Source organism: Bradyrhizobium sp. UFLA05-109 (assembly GCF_054185165.1).
Map to the genome: position 1 here is coordinate 1 of NZ_JBBIAR010000099.1, position 22831 is coordinate 22831.

The following is a 22831-nucleotide window of genomic DNA, read 5'->3' on the forward strand; positions in this document are numbered from 1 at the left end:
ATAGGCACTCTAGATATAATACCACATTGACATCATGCAACCAACATAACGGAGGCCTTCATGTCCCACCTACGCCCATTGGACCCCGCGTTTCCGATCGAACGTCAGCTCGGCATCGATACCAGCCCTGTCGTGCTCGTGAATCTGTTCACGCTCGACAAAGCCGATGAGGAAACATTCCTCCGGGTCTGGCAAGACGATGCTGCCTTCATGAAGCGGCAGCCGGGTTTCATCGCTACGCAGCTTCACCGCGCGATCGGCGAAAGCCCGACCTATCTGAACTACGCCGTCTGGGAGTCGACTGACCATTTCCGGGCTGCCTTCACGCACCCTGAATTCAGATCGAAGATTTCGGCCTATCCCTCTTCTGCCGTTGCGTCTCCGCACCTGTTCCAGAAGGTCGCGGTCCCCGGCATCTGCGTCGCGTAGCTCGCCCGGCAACCCATTTGCGGGAGGAGATCGTCAATACGACTCACGAGCATCTCGGAACGCTGCAGCGCCACGATCGCAACACGTCGATCCGGCAGCAGAGGCGGAAGTTCTACGAGTCCACGATAGCGTCGCATCAGGCGGCGCCGCGCCCGCAACACGAACCCTCGCTCAGGTCGCCGCCTTCTTCTTCGGCTTCGGCTTGGCTGCCTTCGGCATCGGCGCCGGCTCGGGGCCGCCCTCGATCGACGACAGGCGGCCTGCGGTGAAGGTGTAGATGCCGGCACGCGGACCGCTCGCCCAGGTGATCACGGCCACGCGCCTGCCGCCGGCATCATTGGAGAGATTGACGTTGCTCGGCGCACCGATGCCGCGCACCACGTCGCATTCGGTGTGGCCGAGCGCGACCGTTCCGCCCGACGGAGCGGGCGCCGTGGTCGAGGCATTGGCATCAACCGGCGCGCCCGCAGGCGCCATGCCTGGACAGGCACCGTCAGCGCTGACCAGATCTTCCGCCGTCACCGGCTTGTCGGGGGTCAGCGGCGGCGATTCGATCGAGATGTTCTTGATGAAGAGCCGGGCCGGCTTATTGAACCATTCGGCATCCCTCGACATCATATCGGACGCGCTGGAGCAGCCCGCGATCAGCGGCGCAAGGGCGCACAACGCCAGCAGAAGCGTCGGAGGAAGCTTTTGATGTTGCACGATAAACTCAAATCCCCGCGTTAAGGACCAGCCCTAAACGATTGTCCCAACATCACTTTGCGGCACGACCGTGACGGAGGCCAGCATTACCCCCAAAGCCGCAAATTATCATTAATTCGACGGCCAATCGCTAGTTTCGCCGCTGCCACCGGCCGCGCTCGTCGGCCTGCCAATACGTGACATCAAATCCGCGAGTCTTGCAATCCGTCCAGGCGCTGCGCGCAAGCGCAAGCGCGTCAGGATCGTCGCCGTTGAACAGGAGCACCACGCGCTCATAGCCCTCCGAATCCTGAGGCAGTGCGGCGTTGTCGATCAGGAAGCGGACATTGGCGCCGTTGGGATTGCCCTCCTCGACCGCCAGCACGACCGGCTGCTCCGCGGCGTCACCGACCCGCCATGTCGCGTGCGGCAGGAAGGAATCGTCGCGATAGGTCCATAGATGCGCGTCGAGCGCATCGGCGCGTTCCTCCGAGGTCGACTGCACCACGACGCGCCAGCCGCGCTCGAGCGATCTCTCGAGCAGCGGCGGTAACACGTTCTCCACCGTCATGTTTTGCAGATGGTAGAACAGCACTTCGGTCATTTACGCTCGTAGTGGTCGGCGACCAGGCGGTCCAGGAGGCGAACGCCATAGCCGGAGCCCCAGCTCTGGTTGATGTCGGTCTTCGGCGCACCCATGGCGGTGCCCGCGATGTCGAGATGCGCCCAGGGCGTGCCGTCGACGAAACGCTGGAGGAACTGCGCCGCGGTGATCGAGCCGCCATGGCGGCCACCGGTGTTCTTCATGTCGGCGAACTGGGAATCGATCAGCTTGTCGTATTCGGGACCGAGCGGCATGCGCCAGACTTTTTCGCCGCTCTCGACGCCGGCCGTCAGGAGACGTTCGGCGAGCTCGTCATTATTGGAGAACATGCCGGCATGCTCGGTGCCGAGCGCGACCATGATCGCGCCGGTGAGCGTTGCGAGATCCACCATGAATTTCGGCTTCACCCTCTTCGCGACGTACCAGAGCACGTCGGCCAGCACGAGACGCCCTTCGGCGTCGGTGTTGATGATCTCGATGGTCTGGCCCGACATCGAGGTGACGATGTCGCCGGGACGCTGCGCGTTGCCGTCGGGCATGTTCTCGACCAGACCGATGGCACCGACCGCGTTGACCTTTGCCTTGCGCGCCGCGAGCGCGTGCATCAGGCCGACGACGCAGGCCGCTCCCCCCATGTCGCCCTTCATGTCTTCCATGCTGCCGGCGGGCTTGATCGAGATGCCGCCGGTGTCGAAGCAGACGCCCTTGCCGACGAAGGCGACCGGCGCCTCTCCCTTCTTGCCGCCGTCCCAGCGCATGATCACGGTGCGGCTCGGCCGTGCCGAGCCTTGCCCGACGCCGAGCAGCGCGCCCATGCCGAGCTTGTGCATCGCCTTGACGTCGAGAACCTCGACCTTGACACCGAGCTTGCGGAGCTGGCTCGCACGCCGCGCGAACTCCTCGGGGTACAGCACGTTCGGCGGCTCGTTGACGAGATCGCGCGCTATCAGCACGCCGTCTACCACATGGCCCGCCGGCGCGAAGGCCTTTTTCGCCGCAGCCAAGTCAGCGACGGCGAACGCGACGTCGGCACGCAAGGCACCGCCCTCCTCGCCATCCTTCTTCTTCGTCTTGTAGCGATCGAATTTATAGGCGCGCAGCCGCAGGCCCGCGCCGATCGCGACCGCCTGCTCCGCTGTCATGGCGCCGTCAGGCAGTTCGGCCATGATGGTTACGGCGCTTGCGCCAGCCTTCAGCTTGCCGGCCGTCACGCCACCGAACTTCAGAAAATCGTTGAGCTTCAGGGCCGGAGCCTTGCCAGCCCCGATCACAATCAGGCGGCTCGCCTTCAGCCCCTCGGGAGCCAGGATGTCGAGCGCCGCGCCCGTCTTGCCCTTGAACTGACTCGCCTCGGCGGCCCGCTTGACCAGGTCCGCTGCCGATCCGAGCGCCTTGGCGGTCGCTGGGCCGAATCGCAGGCCGTCGTCGCAAAACGCCACCAGCGTGTCGCGCGGGATGGCGGAAAACGGGACGAAGCCGACCTTAACGGCGTCGGACATGGATAACTCCTCCAAAAGACGAGACTTTTGCCACCCCTTGGGCACCGCTCCGGGTACCGGCTGAATGACGATTCACTGCTCCGGGGCGCACTATGACCTGTCCGCGCCTCACATGCCAAGCGCCGCCCGTGGCCGGCGGGCCACAAGAAGGAAATATTAGCCATATGATGAGGGTGCCACGGGGCAGCCATTTTGTTGACGGATCAAAGGGATGGTAGTGAGAGTGTGAAGTGGTGAAAGACGTGGCAGAACGATCCTTGGGGATCCCTTTGGGGATGGGTCGGGATGTCCGGAATTTGGGACCCAGAAGGGGCCTGGTGGGGATCGTGCGGTAGCGCATGGGGTCGATCGACAGGTATATTTTCCGCACGACGCTGGCGTCGTTTGCGCTGGTCCTGGTCAGCCTCACCGGCGTGATCTGGATTACGCAGGCGTTGCGCGGCATCGACCTGATGACGAGTCAGGGCCAGACGATCCTGACCTTCCTCGGCATCACCAGCCTCGTGATTCCGGCGCTGGTGCTGATCATCTCGCCGATCGCGCTGATGATCGCGATCTCGCACACGCTGAACAAGCTCGCGACCGATTCCGAGATCATCGTGATGAACGCCGCCGGCTTCTCGCCGTTCCGGCTGTTCTATCCGTTCTTCTATGCCACCTGCGTGGTGGCGCTGCTGGTCGCCTTCATCGCCGCCTATCTCGCCCCCGACGGCATGCGGCGGATCAAGCAATGGGACGCCGAGATCACCGCCGACGTCCTCACCAACATCCTGCAGCCCGGCCGCTTCGCCCAGCTCGACCAGAACCTCACGATCCGGATTCGCGAGCGCCAGCCCGGCGGCATCATGGCCGGCATCTTCATCGACGACCGCCGCGATCCGAAGGAGCGCAACTCGATCGTCGCCGAGCGCGGCACGGTGGTGAAGAGCGGCGGCGAGACCATCCTGGTGCTGGAGGACGGCAATCTGCAACGCTTCGAGGTCGGCAAGCGCGATCCCGCACTCGTGACCTTCGCCCGCCACGGCTTCGACATGTCGAAATTCTCCAACCAGGGGCGCGACGTCACGCTCGGAATTCGCGAACGCTATCTCTGGGAGCTGTTCTCCCCGTCCGAGGACGATCCGGTCTACAAGTCGGTGCCCGGCCAGTTCCGCTCGGAGCTGCATGACCGCATTATGGCGCCGCTCTATCCCTTCGCCTTTGCGGCGCTGACCTTCGCCTTCCTCGGCGCGCCGCGCACCACCCGTCAGAGCCGTAACTTCTCGATCGGCAGCTCGATCCTCGCCGTGTTCGGCCTGCGCATGGCGGGCTTCGCCTGCTCGGTGATGGCGGTAAAGTCGCCGGTGGCGCCTCTCGTGCAATATGCCATGCTGGCGATCGCCATCGGCCTCGGCGTCTGGATGATCGTCGGCGGCCTCGTGGTGGAAGCGCCGCCTGCGCTGCTGGAAGCCGTCAACAAATCCAATGCGCGTATTGCGCGGCTGTTCCGACGACCGGTTGCCGCATGAGCATGCTCACCAACACACTCGGACGCTATTTCGCAGGCCGCTTCGTCATCGCGGCGCTGGGCGTGTTCGCGAGCATTTTCCTGCTGCTGGTGCTGGTCGACTACATCGAGATGGTGCGCAAGACCTCAGGGCTTGCGTCCGCCTCCGCGATCATGGTGGCCGAAACGTCGTTGTTCCGCGTGCCGCAGCTCCTGGAGAAGCTGACGCCGTTCTGCATGCTGATCGGCGCCATGACCTGCTACCTTGCCCTCTCCCGCCGGCTCGAACTCGTGGTGGCACGGGCTGCCGGCATTTCTGCCTGGCAGTTCATCTCCCCCGCGCTCGGTAGCGCACTGCTGATCGGGGTGATCGCGACGGTTGCCTACAATCCGATGTCGGCGAACCTGCGCGAGCTCTCCAAGCGCATGGAGGCAGAACTGTTCGGCTCGGCGCCCGGCGGCGGCATCCAGGATGCCTCCGGCTTCTGGCTCAACCAGGTCACCAGCGAAGGCCAGGTCATCATCAACGCCGCACGCAGCGAGCAGCAGGGCATTCGGCTAACCGGCCTGACGCTGTTCCGGTTTGATACAGAGTATCACTTCAAGGAGCGTATCGAGGCGCGCGAGGCAACGCTCGAGGATGGCCGCTGGGTGTTCAGGACGGTACGGCGTTTCTCCCTGGACGCGCCCCCTGTCGATCAGGACCGCCTGGAGATTCCCACGGCTCTGACCGAAGCGCAGGTTCGCAACAGCTTTTCCACACCCGAAACTGTGTCCTTTTGGCAACTACCGAGCTACATCCGTTCGTCGGAAAGCTCGGGCTTCGCGACAGCCGGATATCGACTCCAGTACCATAAGCTTCTGGCGCAGCCGTTTCTGCTTGCAGCGATGGTGATGCTGGCGGCTTCGGTGTCGTTGCGTTTCTTCCGGATGGGCGGCGTGCAGAAGATGGTTTTGAGTGGCGTGGGCGCAGGCTTTCTGCTCTACGTCCTGTCCAAAGTTACTGAGGATTTGAGCAAGGCTGAGTTGATGCATCCGATCGCTGCGGCGTGGCTGCCCGTTGTGGTGGGCGGCCTCACCGGCTTTTTGGCCTTGCTCTATCAGGAGGACGGATAGTGACTGCCGTCCACCGAGAGCTCGTGTCTCGTTTGACGCGGCGCACCGAGGCGCGCGCGAACGGATGTGGCTTGCCTGCCCGTAGTCTCCTGCTCGCCTTTCTTGCCGCGCTCGCGCTGGGTGGATTGCTCGATCTTGCGGCGACCGCGCCTGCGGCCGCGCAGAGCTTCACCTACAATCCGCTGCCGCCGCGTCCGAAGCCGCCGAAGGCCCCCAACGACAACCAGATGCTCGTGCAGGCGACCGAGGTCGACTACGACTACAACAATTCGCGCGTCTCCGCGGTCGGCAACGTCCAGCTGTTCTACAACGGCACCAGCGTCGAGGCCGACAAGGTCATCTACGATCAGAAGACCAAGCGCCTCCATGCCGAAGGCAACATCCGCATGACGGATGCCGACGGCAAGATCACCTACGCCGAGATCATGGACCTCTCGGACGACTACCGCGACGGCTTCGTCGATTCGCTGCGCGTGGACACCGCCGACCAGACCCGCATGGCCGCGAGCCGCGCCGACCGCTCCAGCGGCAACTACACGGTGTTCGAGAACGGCGTCTACACCGCCTGCGCGCCGTGCAAGGACGATCCGAAGAAGCCCCCGCTGTGGCAGGTCAAGGGTGCCCGCATCATCCACGACCAGCAGGAGAAGATGCTGTACTTCGAGACGGCGCAGCTCGAATTCTTCGGCGTGCCGCTCGCCTACATGCCGTACTTCTCGACTCCCGACCCGACGGTGAAGCGCAAGACCGGCTTCCTGATGCCGGGCTTCACGTCCTATACGGCGTTCGGTTATGGCGTCGAAGTGCCGTTCTACTGGGCGATCGCCCCTGACATGGACGCGACCTTCAATCCGCGCATCACGTCCAAGCAGGGCGTGCTGTTTCAGGCTGAATTTCGCCAGCGCCTGATCGACGGCGCCTACCAGATCCGCGTCTACGGCATCGATCAGCTCAACCCCAGCAATTTCGCCGGCCAGCCGGGTGATCGCCAGTTCCGCGGCGGCGTCGAGACCAAGGGCCAGTTCGCGCTGAACGACAAATGGGTCTGGGGCTGGGACGGCGTTCTGCTCTCCGACTACTACTTCATGTCGGACTACCGGCTGTCGCAGTACCGCGACCCCTTCTCCTCGTTCCTGAGCCTGCCGACGGAAGCGATCTCCCAGCTCTATCTGACGGGGGTGGGCAACCGCAGCTACTTCGACGCGCGCACGATGTATTTCCTGAGCTTCTCGGGCAATCAGCAGCAGGTGCCGGTCGTCTACCCCGTGATCGACTACTCGAATGTGATCAACTATCCGATCTTCGGTGGTGAGGTCTCCTACAAGACGAATTTCCTCAACCTGACGCGCAACGACGCGGTGTTCGATCCGATCACCACGACCGCCAACACCAACGGCCTCTGCACCACCACCTCGGCCGACACCGCCGCGCGCACGCCCTCACAATGTCTGCTGCGCGGCTTCCCCGGCACCTACACGCGCCTGACGGCCGAAGCGCAGTGGCGCAAGTCCTTCACCGATCCCTTCGGTGAAATCTGGACGCCGTTCGCCATCCTGCGTGCGGACGCGATCAACTCCTCGGTTTCGAACCAGCCGGGCGTGTCGAACTATCTTCCGGTCGGCGACACCCAGGCGCTGCGCCTGATGCCGACGGTCGGCCTCGAGTACCGCTATCCCTTCATCAACGTCCAGCCGTGGGGCTCGACGGTCGTCGAGCCGATCGCGCAGGTCATCATCCGGCCGAACGAGACCTATGCCGGCAAGCTCCCCAACGAGGACGCGCAGAGCATGGTGTTCGATGCGAGCAATTTGTTCAGCGTCGACAAGTTCTCGGGCTACGATCGGGTCGAAGGCGGCGGCCGCGCCAATGTCGGCGTGCAGGCCACCACCCAGTTCGACAAGGGCGGCGCCGTCAAGGTGCTGTTCGGGCAGTCCTACCAGCTGTTTGGCATGAACTCTTTCGCTGTCCAGGATTCCACCAATACCGGCCTGGATTCAGGTCTCGACAAGCCGCGATCCGACTATGTCGCGAGCGTCGGCTATTCGCCGAACCGGACCTACACGTTCAGCGTGCGCGGCCGGTTCGACGAGCAGACCTGGAATGTCGAGCGCTTCGAGGCTGAAGGTCGTGCCAATTTCGACCGCTGGTCAGTCAGCATGATCTACGGCAATTATGCGCCGCAGCCGGAACTCGGCTACCTGACCCGCCGCGAGGGCATCCTCACCAGCGCTTCGGTGAAGGTCGCGGCCAACTGGGTGGTCCAGGGCTCTGCGCGCTGGGACCTCGAGGCCAACAAGATCAATCAGTATGTGGTCGGCGCCGGCTATGTCGACGATTGCTTCGTGCTGGCGGCGAACTATGTAACGTCCTATAGCTACTCGGCGGGCAGCACCCCGCCTGTTCTGAGCCACGCGTTCATGTTCCAGATCGGCCTGCGAACGCTGGCGAACTCCTCGGGAACCAGCGGCACTGCCGGCATGCAGTAGGCCGATTTGACCTTGCGGGGCTTGTTCTGATCGCAAGCATACGAGCGACGACATCTATGACGACCACTTTGCGAGTCCATCGCCTTCCCCTCATCGCGCTCGGCATCTCCCTGCTCCTGATCGGCGGCGCAGCCCCGTCGCGGGCGCAGACCGTCGTCGTCATGGTCAATGGCGAGCCCATCACCGATTTCGACATCGAGCAGCGCAGCAAGCTCGACGTCCTGACGAACCAGAAGAACGCTGGCCGGCAGGAGGTCATCAACGAGCTGATCGACGAGAAAGTGAAGATCAAGGAAGGCAAGAAATACGGCGTCGAGCCCACCAGCTCCGATGTCGACCAGTCCTTCTCCGGCATGGCCCAGCGCATGCGCATCTCGCCAGAGCAGCTCGCGAAATCACTCGAGGTGAAGGGCGTGCGGCCGGAGACGTTGAAGAACCGCATGCGCGCCGAAATGGTCTGGACCAGCCTCGTTCGCGGACGCTTCAAGGAACAGCTGCAGGTCGGCGAGCGCGATGTCGCGTCCGCCGTGCAGGCCCAGAACGGCGAGAAGCTTCAGGTCGAGGGATTCGAATACAAGATGCAGCCGATCGTTCTCATCGTGCCGCGCGGCTCGTCGCAGGCGGCAACCGAGGCGCGGCACAAGGAGGCCGAATTGTACCGCAGCCGCATCACGAGCTGCGATGAAGCCAATTCGCTGTTCCGCTCGACTCCCAATGCGGCGATCCGCGAGAGTGTCACCAAGACCACCGCGGACCTCCCCGAGGCGCTTCGCAAGGTGCTCGACGACACGCCGATCGGCCATCTCACCCCGCCGGAGGTCACCAAGCAGGGCATCGAAATGGTCGTGCTGTGCGCGCGCAATCCGACCATGATCGACACGCCGAAGCGGCGCGAGGTCCGTGAGAAGATGTACGTCGAGAAGTACGAGAAGACCTCGAAGCGGTACTTGGCGGAAATCCGCAAAGCGGCGATGATCGAATATCGTTGATGGCAAGGCCCCTCGCGCTGACCCTGGGCGAGCCTGCCGGCATCGGCCCCGATATCACGATCTCGGCCTGGCTGCGCCGCAACGAGCTCGAGCTGCCCGCGTTCTATCTGCTCGGCGATGACGCGCTGATCGCGCGCCGCGCCAAGGCGCTCGGCGCCGATATCAAGATCGCGCGAGTGCGTGCCGAGGAAGCGGTCGCCGCCTTCCCCGACGCCCTGCCGGTGGTTGCCACCGGCGAGATCGCAACAGCGGGGCCGGGCCGGCCCGACGAGAGCAGCGCGCCCGCAGCGCTCGCCTCCATTCGCCAGGCCGTCGCCGACGTCCACGAAGGCCACGCTGGCGCCGTCGTCACCAACCCTATTGCCAAGAGCGTGCTCTACCGCGCGGGCTTCCGCCATCCCGGCCACACCGAATTTCTCGCCGAACTCGCCGAACATGACGGACGCGTGCCGCAGCCTGTGATGATGCTCTGGTCGCCGCGACTTGCGGTGGTACCGGTGACCATTCATCTTTCGCTGCGCGACGCGCTGACACAGCTCTCGCGCGAGCTCATCGTCTCGACGGTGCGCATCGTCGCAGCCGAGCTGAAATCCCGTTTCGGCATCAGCCGGCCGCGAATTGCGATCGCCGGTCTCAATCCGCATGCCGGCGAGGACGGCTCGCTCGGCCACGAGGAGCAGACCATCGTCATGCCGGCGATCAAGATGCTGCGCAACGACGGCATCGAGGCCAGAGGCCCCCTGCCAGCCGACACCATGTTCCACGACGCCGCGCGAAACACCTATGACTGTGCGGTCTGCATGTATCACGACCAGGCGCTGATCCCGATCAAAACGCTCGCATTCGACGACGCGGTCAACGTCACGCTCGGTCTGCCCTTCATCCGGACATCGCCGGATCACGGCACGGCGTTCGACATCGCAGGCACGGGGAAGGCCAATCCCGCAAGCCTGATCGCGGCGCTGCAGCTGGCAAGCCGCATGGCCGCGCAACCGGCATGAGCGCGATCGACGACCTCCCGCCGCTTCGCGAGGTCATTCGCCAGCATTCGCTGTCGGCCCGCAAGTCGCTGGGCCAGAACTTCCTCCTCGACCTCAACCTGACAGCGCGCATCGCGCGTGCCGCTGCACCGCTCGAGAATTCGACGATCGTCGAAATCGGTCCGGGTCCCGGCGGATTGACCCGTGCCCTGCTCGCGCTTGGTGCTGCGCGCGTCATCGCGATCGAGCATGACGAGCGCGCGATTCCCGCCTTGCAGTATATTTCCGCGCGCTATCCGGGGCGGCTCGAGATCGTGCATGGCGATGCCATGACTTTCGATCCGAGGCCCCTGCTCGCAGGCCAGGCGGCAAAGATCGTCGCCAACCTGCCCTACAACATCGCGACGCAGCTCCTGATCGGCTGGCTCACCAGCGAGCCGTGGCCGCCGTGGTACGAGATGATGGTCTTGATGTTCCAGCGCGAGGTTGCCGAGCGCATCGTGGCGCGCGAGAACGAGGAGGCCTATGGACGCCTGAGCGTGCTCGCCAACTGGCGCGCTGAGACAAAAATCCTGTTCGACATCTCGCCCTCCGCCTTCGTGCCGCCGCCAAAGGTCACCTCCTCCGTCGTGCGCCTCGTGCCGCGCGCGGCGCCTCTGCCCTGCGACCGCCGGCTGCTCGAACAGGTCGCGGCCGCCGCCTTCGGCCAGCGCCGCAAGATGCTGCGCCAGAGCCTGAAATCACTTCAGGCCGATCCCGCGCGCCTCGCCGCGGCCGCTGGCGTCGATGCGACGCGACGCGCCGAGACCATTCCGGTCGCGGGCTTTGTTGCCATGGCGCGTGAATTGGCCGATATACGACGCCAAGCCTGAAGCACGATCCGGACCCGCAGGGCCGCGCCAGCGCAAAGTGCGCAGCGGTTTTGCGAAGAGGTCATGCGCAAACAACAAGCCAACGCGCGATGATCGCGCTTTGGCGGAAATTTCGGAGGAAGGAAAATGGCGTTGATGCGTCGGCAGTCCCTGGTCAAGTTCGATGCGCCCTTGTGCGAGACCATCATCGACACGCCCAAGCCGCAAGGACGCGAGGCGCTCGTGCGCATCGAGCGCTGCGGCCTTTGCCATTCCGACCTGCATATCCAGGACGGCTATGCCGATCTCGGCGGCGGCAAGAAGCTCGACACCACGCGCGGCATGACGCTGCCGTTCACGCTCGGCCACGAGATCGCCGGCCTCGTGGAGGAAGTCGGCAGCGATGTGCCGGCTGGCCTCGTCGGCGCCAGGAAAGCGGTCTTCCCGTGGATCGGCTGCGGACAGTGCCGCGACTGCGCCAATGGTGATGAGAATATCTGCGCCAAGCAGCGCTTTCTCGGCGTCTCCATCGACGGCGGCTTTGCCAGCCACGTGCTGGTGCCCGATGCAAAATACCTGCTCGACTACGATCCCCTGCCGGTCAACCAGGCCGCGACATTGATGTGCTCGGGCGTGACCGCCTACGGCGCGCTCAAGCGCCTCGTCGACCGTCCGCGCCAGCGCAACCTCTTGCTGATCGGCCTCGGCGGTGTCGGCATGATGGGCCTGTCATTCGCGCAGGCCATGTTCAAGCAGCCGATTACGGTCGCCGATCTGAGCCCGGCGGCGCGCGAGACCGCGCTGAGGAATGGTGCGGCGACCGCCTACGATCCGGCCGAGCCGGAGGTTATCAGGCGCATCCTGAAGGAGACCGACGGCGGTTTCGACGAGGTGGTCGATTTCGCCGGCAACGAGAAGTCGATGGCGTTCGCAGTCTCCGTGCTCGCGCGCGGCGGCAAGGTCGTTGTCTCCGGCCTGATGGGCGGCCAGTTCACGCTGCCGATGGTGCAATGGGTGTACAAGCGCATGACCATCGAGGGCTTCATGGTCGGCACGCTTGCGGAAGCCCACGAGCTGATGGCGCTCGCCCGCGCCGGCAAGATCAAACCGACGCCGATGCAGGAAGAACCGATGGCCGACGTCCAGAAATGGATCGATAGCCTGCGCGCCGGCAAGGTCGTGGGCCGCATCGTGTTGAAGAACTGATCGACTCGAACGCGCCGGGTTCAGCTCGTTCGTCCCTGACGGCCCAGGACGAGGCCATAGACGAAGAGCAGGATCACTGCGCCGACGATCGCGCCGATGAAGCCTGCAGATTCGCCCGCTCGGTACCAGCCCACCGACTGGCCCAGGAACGTCGCGACGAACGCGCCCACGACTCCCAGGATGGTGGTCAGGATGAAGCCCTTCGGCTCGTTGCTGCCCGGCATGATGAATTTTGCGATTACGCCGACGATAAAGCCGATGATGATAGTCCAGACGATCCCCATCTCGTTGCTCCTGTCATGGGCCGGCACGTGTGGCGATCGGCATCCTGAAAGAGATCACACGGGAGCGCCTTTGACATAGATCAACATAGGCCGGCGTTCTCGGGCCGCCCTGACTGCACAAGACCGTCATCGGGTCGCGCGAGGGAGGCCGGCATGGCAATGCTGGGCGAGATCACCCACACCACCACCTACAAATATGCAAAGCCTGTTACGTTCGGGACGCATCGGGCGATGTTCTTGCCGAGGCGCGGTGCATCTGCCCGGCTGCTCGGTTGGTCGGCGAAAACCAGCCCGACGTCGAAGATCCACTGGATTACCGATTCCCGCTCCAACACCGTTACGGTGATGGAGTTCGCAGAGCCGAGCAGCGAGCTGACCTTCACCTTCCAGGTGCGCGGCGTGTTCTTCGGCATCAAAGGCATTGAATCCTTTCCCCTGGAGTCGCGCGCCGATGAAATCCCCGTGCAGTATTCGCCCGACGAGTGGACCGACCTCGCCGGTTACTTGCGTCCCCACGCCGACGACCCCGACGGCATCGTTGCAGCGTGGACGAAGGCCTTCGTCGCCGGCGACCAGGACCAGACGACAGACGTTTTGCACCGGATCCTGCGCACGTTTCGTGAGGGGTTCAGCTACCGCGCCCGAGAAACGCAAGGCACACAATCCCCGAGCGAGACGCTGCGTACGAAATCCGGCACATGCCGGGACTACGCCTGGCTGATGATCGAGGTGCTGCGCCGCCTCGGCCTCGCCTCACGCTTCGTCAGCGGCTACCTTTACGACCAGGCGCTGGATGGCGGCGCCGTGGGCATGACCGGCTCCGGCGCCACGCATGCGTGGCTCCAGGTGTTTCTCCCCGGCGCCGGATGGCTGGATTACGACCCGACCAACCAGATCAATGCAGGCTTCGATCTCATCCCGGTCGCGGTCGCCCGGCATCCTGGCCAGGCCATTCCGCTGGAGGGATCGTGGTTCGGTGATGCAGGGGACTATCAGGGCATGTCGATCAAGGTCGCGGTTCACAAGATCGGCGAGATCCGCGATCCCTCCGAGAGCTGAATGGCCCGGGACAGCTCAGTCGTCGGACCGCGGTGCGCTCCTCGGAAGGATCAGCCGCACATACGTCCCTGCCCCCAGCTCGCTGTCCAGCCTGATGCGGCCGCCCAGGCGTTCGGTGACGACACCATGGACGACGTGCAGTCCAAGCCCCGTCGCGCCATGGTGACGTCGCGTGGTGAAGAACGGATCGAAAGCGGAGTGCTTGACGTCCGGCGGCATTCCGCGGCCGTCGTCGGACACGACGAGCTCGACCTGATCATCACCCGCAGATCTCAGATCGACACGGATCTGACCTCCGGCACCATCCGGCCATGCATGGGTCATGGCATTCATGACCAGATGGGTCAGAACCTGCCCGAAGGGACCGGGATAGCTGTCCATTTCGAGACCTCGCGCGAGGCGCAGATCGAGTGCGATACCGCGGCGATGGCATTCGCGATCGAGATGCGACAGCAATTGCTCCGACAATTCGGCAGCGTCGAAGCGGCGCAGCGCTGATTGACCCGGATCGAGCGCGACCTGCTTGAAGGACTGGATCCGCTCCGCCGCGCGCGACAGGTTGGCGATGAGCTGGGCGGACGCGTCGCCGGCGAGGCTGATGAACTCGTTGAGGCTCGAGCGTCGAACCTTGCCGCCCGCAACTTCCGAGGTGAAGGCCTCCGACTTGCGCTGAAGCGTCGAGGCGATCGTCAGGCTGCTGCCCACGGGACCGTTGATTTCGTGCGCCACGCCGGCAACCATCCGGCCGAGCGCCGCGAGCTTTTCGGCCTCGATCAGCGACTGCTGGGTCTCGCGCAAATGACGCAACGCGGTTTCGGCGGCGTCCCTTGCCTTGCGCACCTCCGCCTCGGCGCGCTTGCGTTCGGTGATTTCCTCGGCCGCGACGTTGACCGCGATGATATCGCCGCTCGGCGCACGCAGCGGATGCCAGTAGGTCACCCAGTAACGCTCCTCGGCCTGATCGGCGCGCTGGCCGGCGACCTCTATGCCGACCACCGGCTCTCCAGTATCCATGATCGAGCGGACGATCTCTGCGACGGTATCCGCCAAGGCCGGAACGCAATCCCGCACGAAGCGGCCGAGATGGTTTTCGACCGAGATGCCGCAGATCTCGGTGAGCCGCTGGTTGATTTGCAGGTAACGGCAATCCGGGGAGAGGCAGGCAAGTCCAATTGGTGCAGTGTCGTAAATCGATTTCAGAGCGGGCTGCTCCGGAAACAGCAACACCTCGGATGCGAGCGCTGATTTTGACGCCTGTACCATGACCGCCTCGACATTGTTTTTGTACGTTCGAGTCGCATCCTTTTTGGCTGAGCCGGCCCCTCGCCGCTATCGTTCCAGGACGACACACGCGTCTCTCCGGCTTCGGCAAAACCGCGGTATACTATCCAAATCCTGCAAAATTGAGATTGCGGCCGTGTCGCCTCAATGCGCGTGTCCATCCCTGCCCGTCAGCTTCGCCAGCTCGCTCGCCGTCTCCAGGATCATGTCGATCCGCTGCTGCAAGCGCTGCTGCAAATCGGGGATGTTGACCTTGTCGGTGACACGGTAGGCATTGCCGATGCGTTCCACATATCCCTGCCTGATCATCTCCTCGAGCCTGCGCAGCACGGTTGCGCGTGGCAGCTTCAGCGCGGCCGCAACCATGCTCGCCCGCACCGGCGAGCACATCGCGGTTCGCAGGAACAGGTAGATGCCAATAGTGCGGAAGGTGGCGCTGTCGTTCTGCCTGACGAAGTCGGCGCCGTAGTCGTCGTTGAGGCTGCGGATCAGGCCGAGATAGAGCCTGCTCAGCAGCATGCGCTCCCGCGCCATCGCGATGCGGGCCGGCGGCTGGACGGTGTCGAGCAGGACGAACTCCTCGCCCGCAACCGACCACTTTTCGGCAGAACTGCTCTTGTCGGAATGATCGTGGAAAAGGGCCATGGCCATGATCCATCAAAACGATACCGCAGGCCAAGTTTATCGCCTTGGTGGCACCGTCGGATAGGCAAATTTGCGGCAGGGAACCCGAACTTCGAGATTGTGACCCCAGGCGGCTGGCTGCTCGGAAACGCAAATCTCGATCAAACGATTGTCCCGAAAATCGTTCATTTTCGCGGCGCAACGAACGCTGCGCAGGCCCGATTTAAGCCTCATCCTCTCCGGATTTGCGGCTCATTGCCACCCAACTCTTTGACGAGAAGGGGGACAGTGACGTGTTGCGTAAGGCGTAGCCGGGAGACCAGGATGGGCAACCGAACCGCGAAATTCCTATCGGCTCTGTTTGCGAGCGTACTCGCCGGCATACCTTTGAGTGCGGAATCGCAAAACGCGGCGAGCGCCCCGGACGCAGCAGACGCGCAGAATGCGTCGCAAAATTCGTCAAGCGCCACCGACGATTGCCTTCGCGCACCGAAGGGCACAGCGCCCGAGGGTCAGCACTGGTACTATCGCGTCGAACGCGGCACCAAGCGGCAGTGCTGGTATCTGCGGGAGGAAGGCGCGAAAACTGCCCAGAGCGCGCAGACGACACAAAGCGCACAGGCGACGCAGAGCGCGCCGGCGACGCAGAGCGCGCCGGCGACCTCACCCACGCAGAAGGCCGACAAGCCTGCGCCGCGCTCGGTGCAGGACGCGCACGCCGAACTCCCAACACAGACCGCTTCTGCAACAACCGACACGACCGCATCAATTCCGACGCCGAGCGCACCTAGCACACCGCCCGCAGCGCTTCAGCGTCCGGTCGCGGTGGCCGATGCCGGTGCAGGCCAGCCGACCGTCGATGCGCGCTGGCCCGACCCGGGTGCGGCCCCCTCGCCCGCCCCGCAAGCCGCGCCCGCGCCGAAACTCGCCGATGCACGGCCCGCGCCCAAACCGCAGGCTTCGCCCTCCGCCGGCTCGATGACGCTCGCCTCGGCCGATGCCCCGGCCGAAAAGCCGACCGGTTCGCTGCAGACCCTGCTGCTCGTCATCGGCGGTGCGCTGGCGCTCGCCGGCATCACGGGCAGCGTCATCTATCGCTTCGCCGGCTCGCGCAGGCGCGTCCAGGCTGAAGGCGGCCGCCGCCGCGTCAATTGGGAGCCCGCGCAGGACGACAGGAGCCACGCGCCGTGGATCGATGCGGCCGCAACTGCCGCACCGCGCGCACAGCGGCCGCGCCCGGTCGATTTCGGTGCTGCGCTGGCCACGGCGGCCAACGCCAATGGCAAGACCGCCAATGGCGCCTCCGCGCCGGATGTGGATCAGCGTCTCGAGGATGCAACGAGCGAGTTCGAAGAGCTGGTCCCCGAGGATCTGGACCGCAAAGACCTGCACATCGCATCGGCCGCGGAAACCGCCGAGCCGCATGTCGATGCAGCTGCGGATGACGGCGACGACCGCGATGCCGACGCGGTCGATATCGATGCGATCACCGCGATCCTGGAACGGCTGGCGAAGGAAGGCCCGCGGCTGGCGCCGCCTAACCCTGAAGCTGACCTTGCAGACCTCGTACAAAGCCAACGACGCCAATCCGCCGCTCGCGCTTGAGGCGCTCGGCCTTCAGGATCGACTGCACCTCGGAGAAGGCTTCATCGACATCGTGGTTGATGACGATGTAGTCGTACTCGGCCCAGTGGCTCATCTCGTGGCTGGCGCGGCTCATCCGGTTGCGGATCACCTCGTCGGAATCCTGCGCACGCGAGTGCAGGCGCTTCTCGAGATCCGCCGCCGAGGGCGGCAGGATGAAGACGCTGACGACGTCGGCGCGCGCCTTCTCGCGCAGTTGCTGCGTGCCCTGCCAGTCGATGTCGAACAGCACGTCCTGCCCTGCCGACAGCGCGGCCTCGACCGGAGCGCGCGGCGTGCCGTAGCGGTTGTCGAACACGATCGCCCATTCCAGCAGTTCGTCACCCTTCACCATCGCCTCGAAGCGCGGCTTGTCGACGAACAGGTAGTCACGGCCGTCGACCTCGCCGGGCCGCATCGCGCGCGTGGTCGCGGAGACCGACATCTTCAGTCCGGGCATTCGCTCGATCAACAGGCGCGACAGCGTCGTTTTGCCCGCGCCGGAGGGTGAGGACAGCACGAACATCAGTCCGCGCCGCTCGACACCATCAGTTCCGTGACCGCCCGTCGTCATCGATCACTCCAGATTCTGAACCTGCTCGCGGAACTGCTCGACCACATTCTTCATGGCGAGCCCCGTATTGGTCAGCTCGATGTCGTTCGACTTCGAGCAGCAGGTGTTGACCTCGCGGTGAAACTCCTGCGCCAGGAAATCGAGCTTGCGCCCGATCGGGCCGCCCTTGCCGATCAACTCGCGCGCCTGCGCGACATGGGAGGCGATGCGGTCGAGCTCCTCGCGGATGTCGGCCTTGGTCGCGATCAGGATCGCTTCCTGCATCAGGCGATCCTGATCGAAGCGATCGGAGGTGTCGAGCAACGTCGCGATCTGCTCGGCGAGTTTTGCCTTGATCGCCTCCGGCTTGCGGCCGGGCGCGGCTTCCGCCTTCTTCGCCAGCGCCTCGATCTCGTCCACGCGCTGGGTCAGGATCTGACCAAGCGAGGTACCCTCGCGCTTGCGCATGTCGAGGAGCTCGGCGAGCGCCTTGTCGAAGGCTTCGGCCGCGGCGGCGCGCGCCGCCTTGTCCTCTTCCTCGTTGCCTTCGGGCTCGGCGACCTCGATGACGCCCTTGATGGCCAAAAGCCCGTCGATGCTCGGCGCCACCGCGTCGACCTTGCCGGCGATCTGCGAGGCGGCCTTCAGCACGGCTGAGAGCACGTCCTCGTTGATCCGCACGGTCGCCTCGGCGTTGGTGCGCTTGACGTTGAGATTGGCGTAGACCGTGCCGCGCGACAGAACCTCGCCGGCGCGTTTCTTCGCGTGGGCCTCGAGCTCGTCAAAGCCCTGCGGCAGCCGCACGCGCAGGTCAAAGCCCTTGGCGTTGACCGACTTCAATTCCCATTCGAACGTATACGGCCCGCTCGCGCCGTGGCTTCGGGCAAAGCCGGTCATGGACGACAGCGCCATCGGGTGAACTTCTCCAGACAGATGAGATTCGCAAAGCCATCAAGGCACGCGAATCTTAAGACCATTTTGCCGCAAAGTGGTATCCGTAACCACCGCAGGTGAGCCTTGCGGCCCTAGCGCTGGATAACCTGCGGCGAGGGTTGCGCAGCTCCCTGGCGGGCCGGGGCCTGATTGGCCGGGCGAGTCGCGGGCGACCTCTTCTGCTGGGTCGGCCTGGGCGGCGTGGTTGCGGTCGGCGCCGTATCTGCGCCGGCGGGCGCGGCGGCGGCCGGCGCCTGGGCGTCGTCGGCCGGCTCGACCGTGTCGTTCTGGATCTGCTTCTCCATCGCGCGCAGTTTTGCGACGTTCTTCTGGTGCGCGTCGTAGGTCTCGGTGAAGGCGTGCCCGCCGGTGCCGTCGGCGACGAAATAGAGGTCGCGGGTGCGGGCCGGATTGGCAGCAGCCTCCAGCGAGGCGCGGCCGGGATTGGAGATCGGCCCCGGCGGCAGGCCGTCGATCACGTAGGTATTGTAGGGCGAGGGCTGGGTGATCTCGCTGCGCTTGATCGGGCGGCCGAGCGTGCCCTTGCCACCGACGAGGCCATAAATGATCGTCGGATCGGATTGCAGCTTGATCTTCTGCTTCAGGCGATTGACGAACACGGCCGCGACACGGCTGCGCTCGTCGGGCTTGCCGGTCTCCTTCTCGACGATCGAGGCGAGCGTCACCAGTTGCTCCGGCGTCTTGATCGGAATGTCCTGGCTGCGGCGTTCCCAGATTTCAGCGAGCACGCGCTTGTGTGCCTGCTGCATGCGCTGAACGACCTGCTCGCGCGTGGTGCCGCGCGGGAACTTGTAGGTCTCCGGTAGCAACGTGCCCTCCCGCGGCACTTCGCGCACGCTGCCGGTGAAGATGTCATTGTCCGAAAGCCGCGCCACGATCTGCTCGGAGGTCAGACCTTCCGGAATCGTTACCGCATGCTGCACCACCTTGCCTTCGACGATGGTGGCGATGACGTCGCGCAAGGACGCGTTCTTCTGGAACGAATATTCGCCGGGCTTCAGGTCCGAACTCGCCTTCAGCGCGAAGACACTGGCGATGAAGACCCAAGGATTGACGTCGGTGACGCCTTCCCTGTTCAGGACGTCGGCGATGTCGCGCTTGCCCGCACGCGAGGGGATGTTGACGATCTTGTCTTCCTGGAGCGGCCCCGCCGCCTCGAGCACCTGCCGACCGTAATAATAGACCGCGCCGGCCCCAAGCATCGCGATCAGGAGGATGGTAATGATGGCGTTGCCGATCACCACGAAGGGATTTCGCGCGCGGTCCGACCGCTTCGGCGGCGGCGGCACCTGTTCAGGCTCCAGCGCAGCGCGCGGGCTTCGGGGCGAAATGGGCGGCCTTTCACTCATCGAAAACCTGAATCCTGCCGGTTCAATCGCAGCCTGACAATCGTCTGCCCGGCTAATAGCACACGCCCGCAACTATGACTTAGGCAAAACGGTGAATTCGTCTCAAACGCGAGCTAATCGGCCAGACGCCTGACGATCACCGATGCGTTGGTACCGCCAAAACCGAAGGAATTCGACAACGCCACGTTGATCTCGCGCTTCTTCGCCGCCTGCGGCACGAGATCGATCGCGGTTTCGACCGACGGGTGCTCGAGGTTGATGGTCGGTGGCGCGATGTTATCGCGAATCGCGAGCATGGCGAAAATCGCCTCGATCGCGCCCGCTGCACCGAGGAGATGCCCGGTCGAGGATTTGGTCGAGGACATCGCGACCTTGGACGCCGCGTTGCCGAGCAGCCGCTCAACCGCACCGAGTTCGATTTCGTCGCCGAGCGGCGTCGAGGTGCCATGCGCGTTGATGTAGTCGAGATCGGCCGGCGTCAGCCCGGCGCGCTTCAACGCGGCCGACATGCTGCGGAAGCCGCCGTCCCCATCCGGAGATGGCGAGGTGATGTGATAGGCATCGCCCGACAGGCCATAGCCGATCACCTCGGCATAGATCCTCGCGCCACGGCGCCTAGCGTGCTCGATCTCTTCGAGGATCACCACGCCCGCGCCCTCGCCCATCACGAAGCCGTCGCGATCCTTGTCATAAGGCCGCGAGGCCTTCTCGGGCGTATCGTTGAATCCGGTCGACAACGCGCGCGCCGCGTTGAAGCCGGCGATCCCGATGCGGCTGATCGGCGATTCCGCACCGCCGGCGACCATCACGTCGGCATCGCCCAGCGCGATCAGACGGGCGGCATCACCGATCGCATGCGCGCCGGTCGAACAGGCCGTGACCACGGAATGGTTCGGCCCCTTCAGCCCATGCTCGATCGAGACGTAACCGGAGGTGAGATTGATCAGCCGGCCCGGAATGAAGAACGGAGAGACCCGGCGTGGCCCGCGCTCCTTCAGCAGGATTGCGGTCTCCGCGATGCCGTTGAGGCCGCCGATGCCGGAGCCGATCAGGGTGCCGGTCGCGCACTTGTCCTCTTCGCTCTCAGGATGCCAGTTGGCATCGTTGAGGGCCTGCGTCGCCGCAGCCATCGCGAAGATGATGAAGTCGTCGACCTTGCGCTGGTCCTTCGGCTCCATCCACTGGTCGGCATTGAAAGTGCCGTTCGAACCGTCGCCGCGCGGCACGACGCAAGCGATCTTGGTCTGCAGATCGGAGACGTCGAACGTCTCGATCTTGCGCGCCCCACTCTCGCCGTTCAGGATACGCTGCCAGGTCGGTTCGACGCCGCAGCCGAGTGGCGACACCATGCCGAGGCCCGTGACGACAACTCGTCTCATATCCCGAAACTCCGGTTCTCAAGGAATCGCGGCCGATAATAAGAAACCGGTGGATCGCTGTAACGATCCGTCCGGTTTCGTGGCTCGACCGCGGATTTTGGAGCCTTAGCTCTTCGCGTTCTTCTCGAGAAACTTGGTCGCGTCGCCGACGGTGAGAATCGTTTCCGCGGCGTCGTCCGGAATCTCGCAACCGAACTCTTCTTCGAACGCCATCACCAGCTCGACGGTGTCCAGACTGTCGGCGCCGAGGTCGTCAATGAAGCTCGCGCTGTCGATAACCTTCTCGGGTTCAACACCAAGGTGTTCGACCACGATCTTCTTAACCCGTTCGCCAATGTCACTCATTGCTTAACCTCGTGTTGTTCCCTGTAGACCCGACCCCCCGGGACGATACGAGCCGTCGTGGTCGTTTAACTGCCTTTGCGTACGAACTTGATTTGGCCCCATCCTAGCCGATGCAGGGCCCGGCGAACGACGGCCAAGGCTCCGCATCGCCAATATACAGGGTTTCAAAAACCTGCAATGGCGTTCTTTGCCCATCCGTTGAAGGTCCGGTTATCACACTTCAATTGCCTTGACTACAAGCCTCAATTCGCTTCGGAAACGGCCGTTTGCCGCATCCGGTCCGCCCGGCCCTCGGCCGGCCGGATTACGTTCAGATCATGGCCATGCCGCCGTTGACGTGGATGGTCTGGCCGGTGACGTAGCCTGCTTCGTTGGAGCTGAGATACACCGCAGCTGCAGCAATATCCTCCGGCGTCCCCAGCCGGGCGGCCGGAACCTTGGTCAGAATCGTCTCGCGCTGCTTGTCGTTGAGTGCGTCCGTCATCGGCGTCTTGATGAAGCCGGGCGCAATGCAGTTCGCGGTCACGCCGCGCTTGGCATATTCGGCGCCGAGCGTCTTGATCATGCCGATCAGGCCCGCCTTCGAGGCGGTGTAGTTGCCCTGCCCGGGATTGCCGGTGACGCCGACCACCGAGGTGATCGCGATGATGCGGCCGAAGCGCTTGCGCATCATCAGCTTGGTCGCGGCGCGCGCGAGGCGGAAGGTCGCGGTGAGGTTGACGTTGATGACCTCTTCCCAGTCCTCATCGCGGAGTTGCACGAAGAGATTGTCGCGCGTGATGCCGGCATTGGCGACGAGGATGTCGACCTGCCCCATCGCAGCTTCCGCGGCGGGCACCAGCGCCTCGACCTCGTCGGCCTTGGAGAGATTGCACGGCAGCACGTGCACGCGCTCGCCGAGCTTGCCGGCAAGCTCGTCCAGCACCTCTTTCCGCGTCCCCGAAATCGAAACCGTGGCGCCCTGCGCGTGCAGTGCCAGCGCGATCGCGCCGCCGATGCCGCCGGTCGCGCCGGTGACGAGCGCCTTCCTGCCAGTCAGATCGAACATCG

General features: G+C 64.3%; 22 protein-coding genes. 10 read left to right on the plus strand and 12 right to left on the minus strand.

Annotated elements, in window-relative coordinates:
- The first annotated feature begins 60 nt into the window (after positions 1 to 60).
- Entirely contained in the window at positions 61 to 429 is a 369-nt protein-coding gene (locus Q3C01_RS41375) for an antibiotic biosynthesis monooxygenase family protein (RefSeq protein ID WP_458151093.1), read from the plus strand.
- Between the two features lie 171 nt (positions 430 to 600).
- Here Q3C01_RS41375 and Q3C01_RS41380 read toward each other — a convergent pair whose 3' ends face one another.
- From Q3C01_RS41380 to Q3C01_RS41390, 3 genes are all read right to left on the minus strand, one after another.
- Positions 601 to 1095 (minus strand): hypothetical protein, encoded by a 495-nt coding sequence (locus Q3C01_RS41380; RefSeq protein ID WP_458151117.1) that lies wholly within the window; start codon positions 1093 to 1095, stop codon positions 601 to 603.
- Between the two features lie 169 nt (positions 1096 to 1264).
- Positions 1265 to 1717 (minus strand): DNA polymerase III subunit chi, encoded by a 453-nt coding sequence (locus Q3C01_RS41385; RefSeq protein WP_458151094.1) that lies wholly within the window; start codon positions 1715 to 1717, stop codon positions 1265 to 1267.
- Positions 1714 to 3216, minus strand: a complete 1503-nt coding sequence (locus tag Q3C01_RS41390; RefSeq protein ID WP_458151095.1) for a leucyl aminopeptidase — start codon at positions 3214 to 3216, stop codon at positions 1714 to 1716. The genes Q3C01_RS41385 and Q3C01_RS41390 overlap by 4 nt, the downstream gene beginning before the upstream one ends.
- A 338-nt stretch (positions 3217 to 3554) precedes the next feature.
- Between Q3C01_RS41390 and lptF the strand changes: the two genes are divergently transcribed.
- The 7 genes from lptF (at position 3555) to Q3C01_RS41425 (ending at position 12330) form a co-directional block, all read left to right on the plus strand.
- Complete coding sequence (gene lptF, locus Q3C01_RS41395; protein ID WP_458151096.1) at positions 3555 to 4724, plus strand: LPS export ABC transporter permease LptF; 1170 nt, start codon at positions 3555 to 3557, stop codon at positions 4722 to 4724.
- Positions 4721 to 5818 (plus strand): LPS export ABC transporter permease LptG, encoded by a 1098-nt coding sequence (lptG, locus tag Q3C01_RS41400; RefSeq protein WP_458151097.1) that lies wholly within the window; start codon positions 4721 to 4723, stop codon positions 5816 to 5818. Before lptF ends, lptG begins: the two co-directional genes overlap by 4 nt.
- The gene (locus Q3C01_RS41405) at positions 5818 to 8304 is read left to right on the plus strand and encodes an LPS-assembly protein LptD (RefSeq protein ID WP_458151098.1); all 2487 of its coding nucleotides are present in this window, start codon (positions 5818 to 5820) and stop codon (positions 8302 to 8304) included. Before lptG ends, Q3C01_RS41405 begins: the two co-directional genes overlap by 1 nt.
- A gap of 56 nt (positions 8305 to 8360) precedes the next feature.
- Positions 8361 to 9293, plus strand: coding sequence for a SurA N-terminal domain-containing protein (locus tag Q3C01_RS41410; protein ID WP_458151099.1), 933 nt, complete (start codon positions 8361 to 8363; stop codon positions 9291 to 9293).
- Positions 9293 to 10294: a 4-hydroxythreonine-4-phosphate dehydrogenase PdxA gene (gene pdxA / locus Q3C01_RS41415; protein WP_458151100.1), complete on the plus strand. Its 1002-nt coding sequence runs from the start codon at positions 9293 to 9295 to the stop codon at positions 10292 to 10294. The genes Q3C01_RS41410 and pdxA overlap by 1 nt, the downstream gene beginning before the upstream one ends.
- Positions 10291 to 11145 carry a 16S rRNA (adenine(1518)-N(6)/adenine(1519)-N(6))-dimethyltransferase RsmA gene (gene rsmA / locus Q3C01_RS41420; RefSeq protein WP_458151101.1) on the plus strand — a complete coding sequence of 285 codons (855 nt, stop codon included), beginning with the start codon at positions 10291 to 10293 and terminating at the stop codon, positions 11143 to 11145. The genes pdxA and rsmA overlap by 4 nt, the downstream gene beginning before the upstream one ends.
- Positions 11146 to 11271: 126 nt before the next feature.
- A complete protein-coding gene (locus Q3C01_RS41425; RefSeq protein WP_458151102.1) occupies positions 11272 to 12330 on the plus strand; it encodes an alcohol dehydrogenase in 1059 nt (352 codons plus the stop codon).
- A gap of 20 nt (positions 12331 to 12350) precedes the next feature.
- Here the strand turns inward: Q3C01_RS41425 and Q3C01_RS41430 are convergent, their stop codons facing one another.
- Positions 12351 to 12614, minus strand: a complete 264-nt coding sequence (locus Q3C01_RS41430) for a GlsB/YeaQ/YmgE family stress response membrane protein (protein WP_458151103.1) — start codon at positions 12612 to 12614, stop codon at positions 12351 to 12353.
- A gap of 153 nt (positions 12615 to 12767) precedes the next feature.
- Between Q3C01_RS41430 and Q3C01_RS41435 the strand changes: the two genes are divergently transcribed.
- Entirely contained in the window at positions 12768 to 13673 is a 906-nt protein-coding gene (locus Q3C01_RS41435; RefSeq protein ID WP_458151104.1) for a transglutaminase family protein, read from the plus strand.
- 15 nt (positions 13674 to 13688) lie between these two features.
- Here the strand turns inward: Q3C01_RS41435 and Q3C01_RS41440 are convergent, their stop codons facing one another.
- Positions 13689 to 14936, minus strand: a complete 1248-nt coding sequence (locus Q3C01_RS41440) for a sensor histidine kinase (protein ID WP_458151105.1) — start codon at positions 14934 to 14936, stop codon at positions 13689 to 13691.
- Between the two features lie 162 nt (positions 14937 to 15098).
- Positions 15099 to 15599, minus strand: coding sequence for a helix-turn-helix domain-containing protein (locus tag Q3C01_RS41445; protein ID WP_458151106.1), 501 nt, complete (start codon positions 15597 to 15599; stop codon positions 15099 to 15101).
- A 303-nt stretch (positions 15600 to 15902) separates the two neighbouring features.
- Between Q3C01_RS41445 and Q3C01_RS41450 the strand changes: the two genes are divergently transcribed.
- A complete protein-coding gene (locus Q3C01_RS41450; RefSeq protein ID WP_458151107.1) occupies positions 15903 to 17183 on the plus strand; it encodes a hypothetical protein in 1281 nt (426 codons plus the stop codon).
- Here Q3C01_RS41450 and gmk read toward each other — a convergent pair.
- The 6 genes from gmk to fabG form a co-directional block, all read right to left on the minus strand.
- Positions 17116 to 17775 (minus strand): guanylate kinase, encoded by a 660-nt coding sequence (gene gmk / locus Q3C01_RS41455; RefSeq protein ID WP_458151108.1) that lies wholly within the window; start codon positions 17773 to 17775, stop codon positions 17116 to 17118. The genes Q3C01_RS41450 and gmk overlap by 68 nt on opposite strands.
- A 3-nt stretch (positions 17776 to 17778) precedes the next feature.
- Complete coding sequence (locus tag Q3C01_RS41460) at positions 17779 to 18666, minus strand: YicC/YloC family endoribonuclease (protein WP_458151109.1); 888 nt, start codon at positions 18664 to 18666, stop codon at positions 17779 to 17781.
- A gap of 113 nt (positions 18667 to 18779) precedes the next feature.
- Complete coding sequence (gene mltG, locus Q3C01_RS41465; protein WP_458151110.1) at positions 18780 to 20057, minus strand: endolytic transglycosylase MltG; 1278 nt, start codon at positions 20055 to 20057, stop codon at positions 18780 to 18782.
- A gap of 113 nt (positions 20058 to 20170) precedes the next feature.
- Positions 20171 to 21436, minus strand: coding sequence for a beta-ketoacyl-ACP synthase II (gene fabF, locus Q3C01_RS41470; protein ID WP_458151111.1), 1266 nt, complete (start codon positions 21434 to 21436; stop codon positions 20171 to 20173).
- 105 nt (positions 21437 to 21541) lie between these two features.
- A complete protein-coding gene (locus Q3C01_RS41475; protein ID WP_027522576.1) occupies positions 21542 to 21781 on the minus strand; it encodes an acyl carrier protein in 240 nt (79 codons plus the stop codon).
- 310 nt (positions 21782 to 22091) lie between these two features.
- Positions 22092 to 22829, minus strand: a complete 738-nt coding sequence (fabG, locus tag Q3C01_RS41480; protein WP_458151112.1) for a 3-oxoacyl-[acyl-carrier-protein] reductase — start codon at positions 22827 to 22829, stop codon at positions 22092 to 22094.
- Between the last annotated feature and the right edge of the window lie 2 nt (positions 22830 to 22831).

Coding starts and splice junctions, on each gene's coding strand:
- Q3C01_RS41435 (WP_458151104.1), top strand. CDS start 12,768: ATGGCAATGCTGGGCGAGATCACCCACACCACCACCTACAAATATGCA.
- Q3C01_RS41475 (WP_027522576.1), bottom strand. CDS start 21,781: ATGAGTGACATTGGCGAACGGGTTAAGAAGATCGTGGTCGAACACCTT.
- Q3C01_RS41445 (WP_458151106.1), bottom strand. CDS start 15,599: ATGGCCCTTTTCCACGATCATTCCGACAAGAGCAGTTCTGCCGAAAAG.
- gmk (WP_458151108.1), bottom strand. CDS start 17,775: ATGACGACGGGCGGTCACGGAACTGATGGTGTCGAGCGGCGCGGACTG.
- Q3C01_RS41375 (WP_458151093.1), top strand. CDS start 61: ATGTCCCACCTACGCCCATTGGACCCCGCGTTTCCGATCGAACGTCAG.
- Q3C01_RS41385 (WP_458151094.1), bottom strand. CDS start 1,717: ATGACCGAAGTGCTGTTCTACCATCTGCAAAACATGACGGTGGAGAAC.
- Q3C01_RS41390 (WP_458151095.1), bottom strand. CDS start 3,216: ATGTCCGACGCCGTTAAGGTCGGCTTCGTCCCGTTTTCCGCCATCCCG.
- pdxA (WP_458151100.1), top strand. CDS start 9,293: ATGGCAAGGCCCCTCGCGCTGACCCTGGGCGAGCCTGCCGGCATCGGC.
- lptF (WP_458151096.1), top strand. CDS start 3,555: ATGGGGTCGATCGACAGGTATATTTTCCGCACGACGCTGGCGTCGTTT.
- rsmA (WP_458151101.1), top strand. CDS start 10,291: ATGAGCGCGATCGACGACCTCCCGCCGCTTCGCGAGGTCATTCGCCAG.
- Q3C01_RS41440 (WP_458151105.1), bottom strand. CDS start 14,936: ATGGTACAGGCGTCAAAATCAGCGCTCGCATCCGAGGTGTTGCTGTTT.
- Q3C01_RS41430 (WP_458151103.1), bottom strand. CDS start 12,614: ATGGGGATCGTCTGGACTATCATCATCGGCTTTATCGTCGGCGTAATC.
- fabG (WP_458151112.1), bottom strand. CDS start 22,829: ATGTTCGATCTGACTGGCAGGAAGGCGCTCGTCACCGGCGCGACCGGC.
- mltG (WP_458151110.1), bottom strand. CDS start 20,057: ATGAGTGAAAGGCCGCCCATTTCGCCCCGAAGCCCGCGCGCTGCGCTG.
- Q3C01_RS41410 (WP_458151099.1), top strand. CDS start 8,361: ATGACGACCACTTTGCGAGTCCATCGCCTTCCCCTCATCGCGCTCGGC.
- Q3C01_RS41460 (WP_458151109.1), bottom strand. CDS start 18,666: ATGGCGCTGTCGTCCATGACCGGCTTTGCCCGAAGCCACGGCGCGAGC.
- fabF (WP_458151111.1), bottom strand. CDS start 21,436: ATGAGACGAGTTGTCGTCACGGGCCTCGGCATGGTGTCGCCACTCGGC.
- Q3C01_RS41450 (WP_458151107.1), top strand. CDS start 15,903: ATGGGCAACCGAACCGCGAAATTCCTATCGGCTCTGTTTGCGAGCGTA.
- Q3C01_RS41425 (WP_458151102.1), top strand. CDS start 11,272: ATGGCGTTGATGCGTCGGCAGTCCCTGGTCAAGTTCGATGCGCCCTTG.
- lptG (WP_458151097.1), top strand. CDS start 4,721: ATGAGCATGCTCACCAACACACTCGGACGCTATTTCGCAGGCCGCTTC.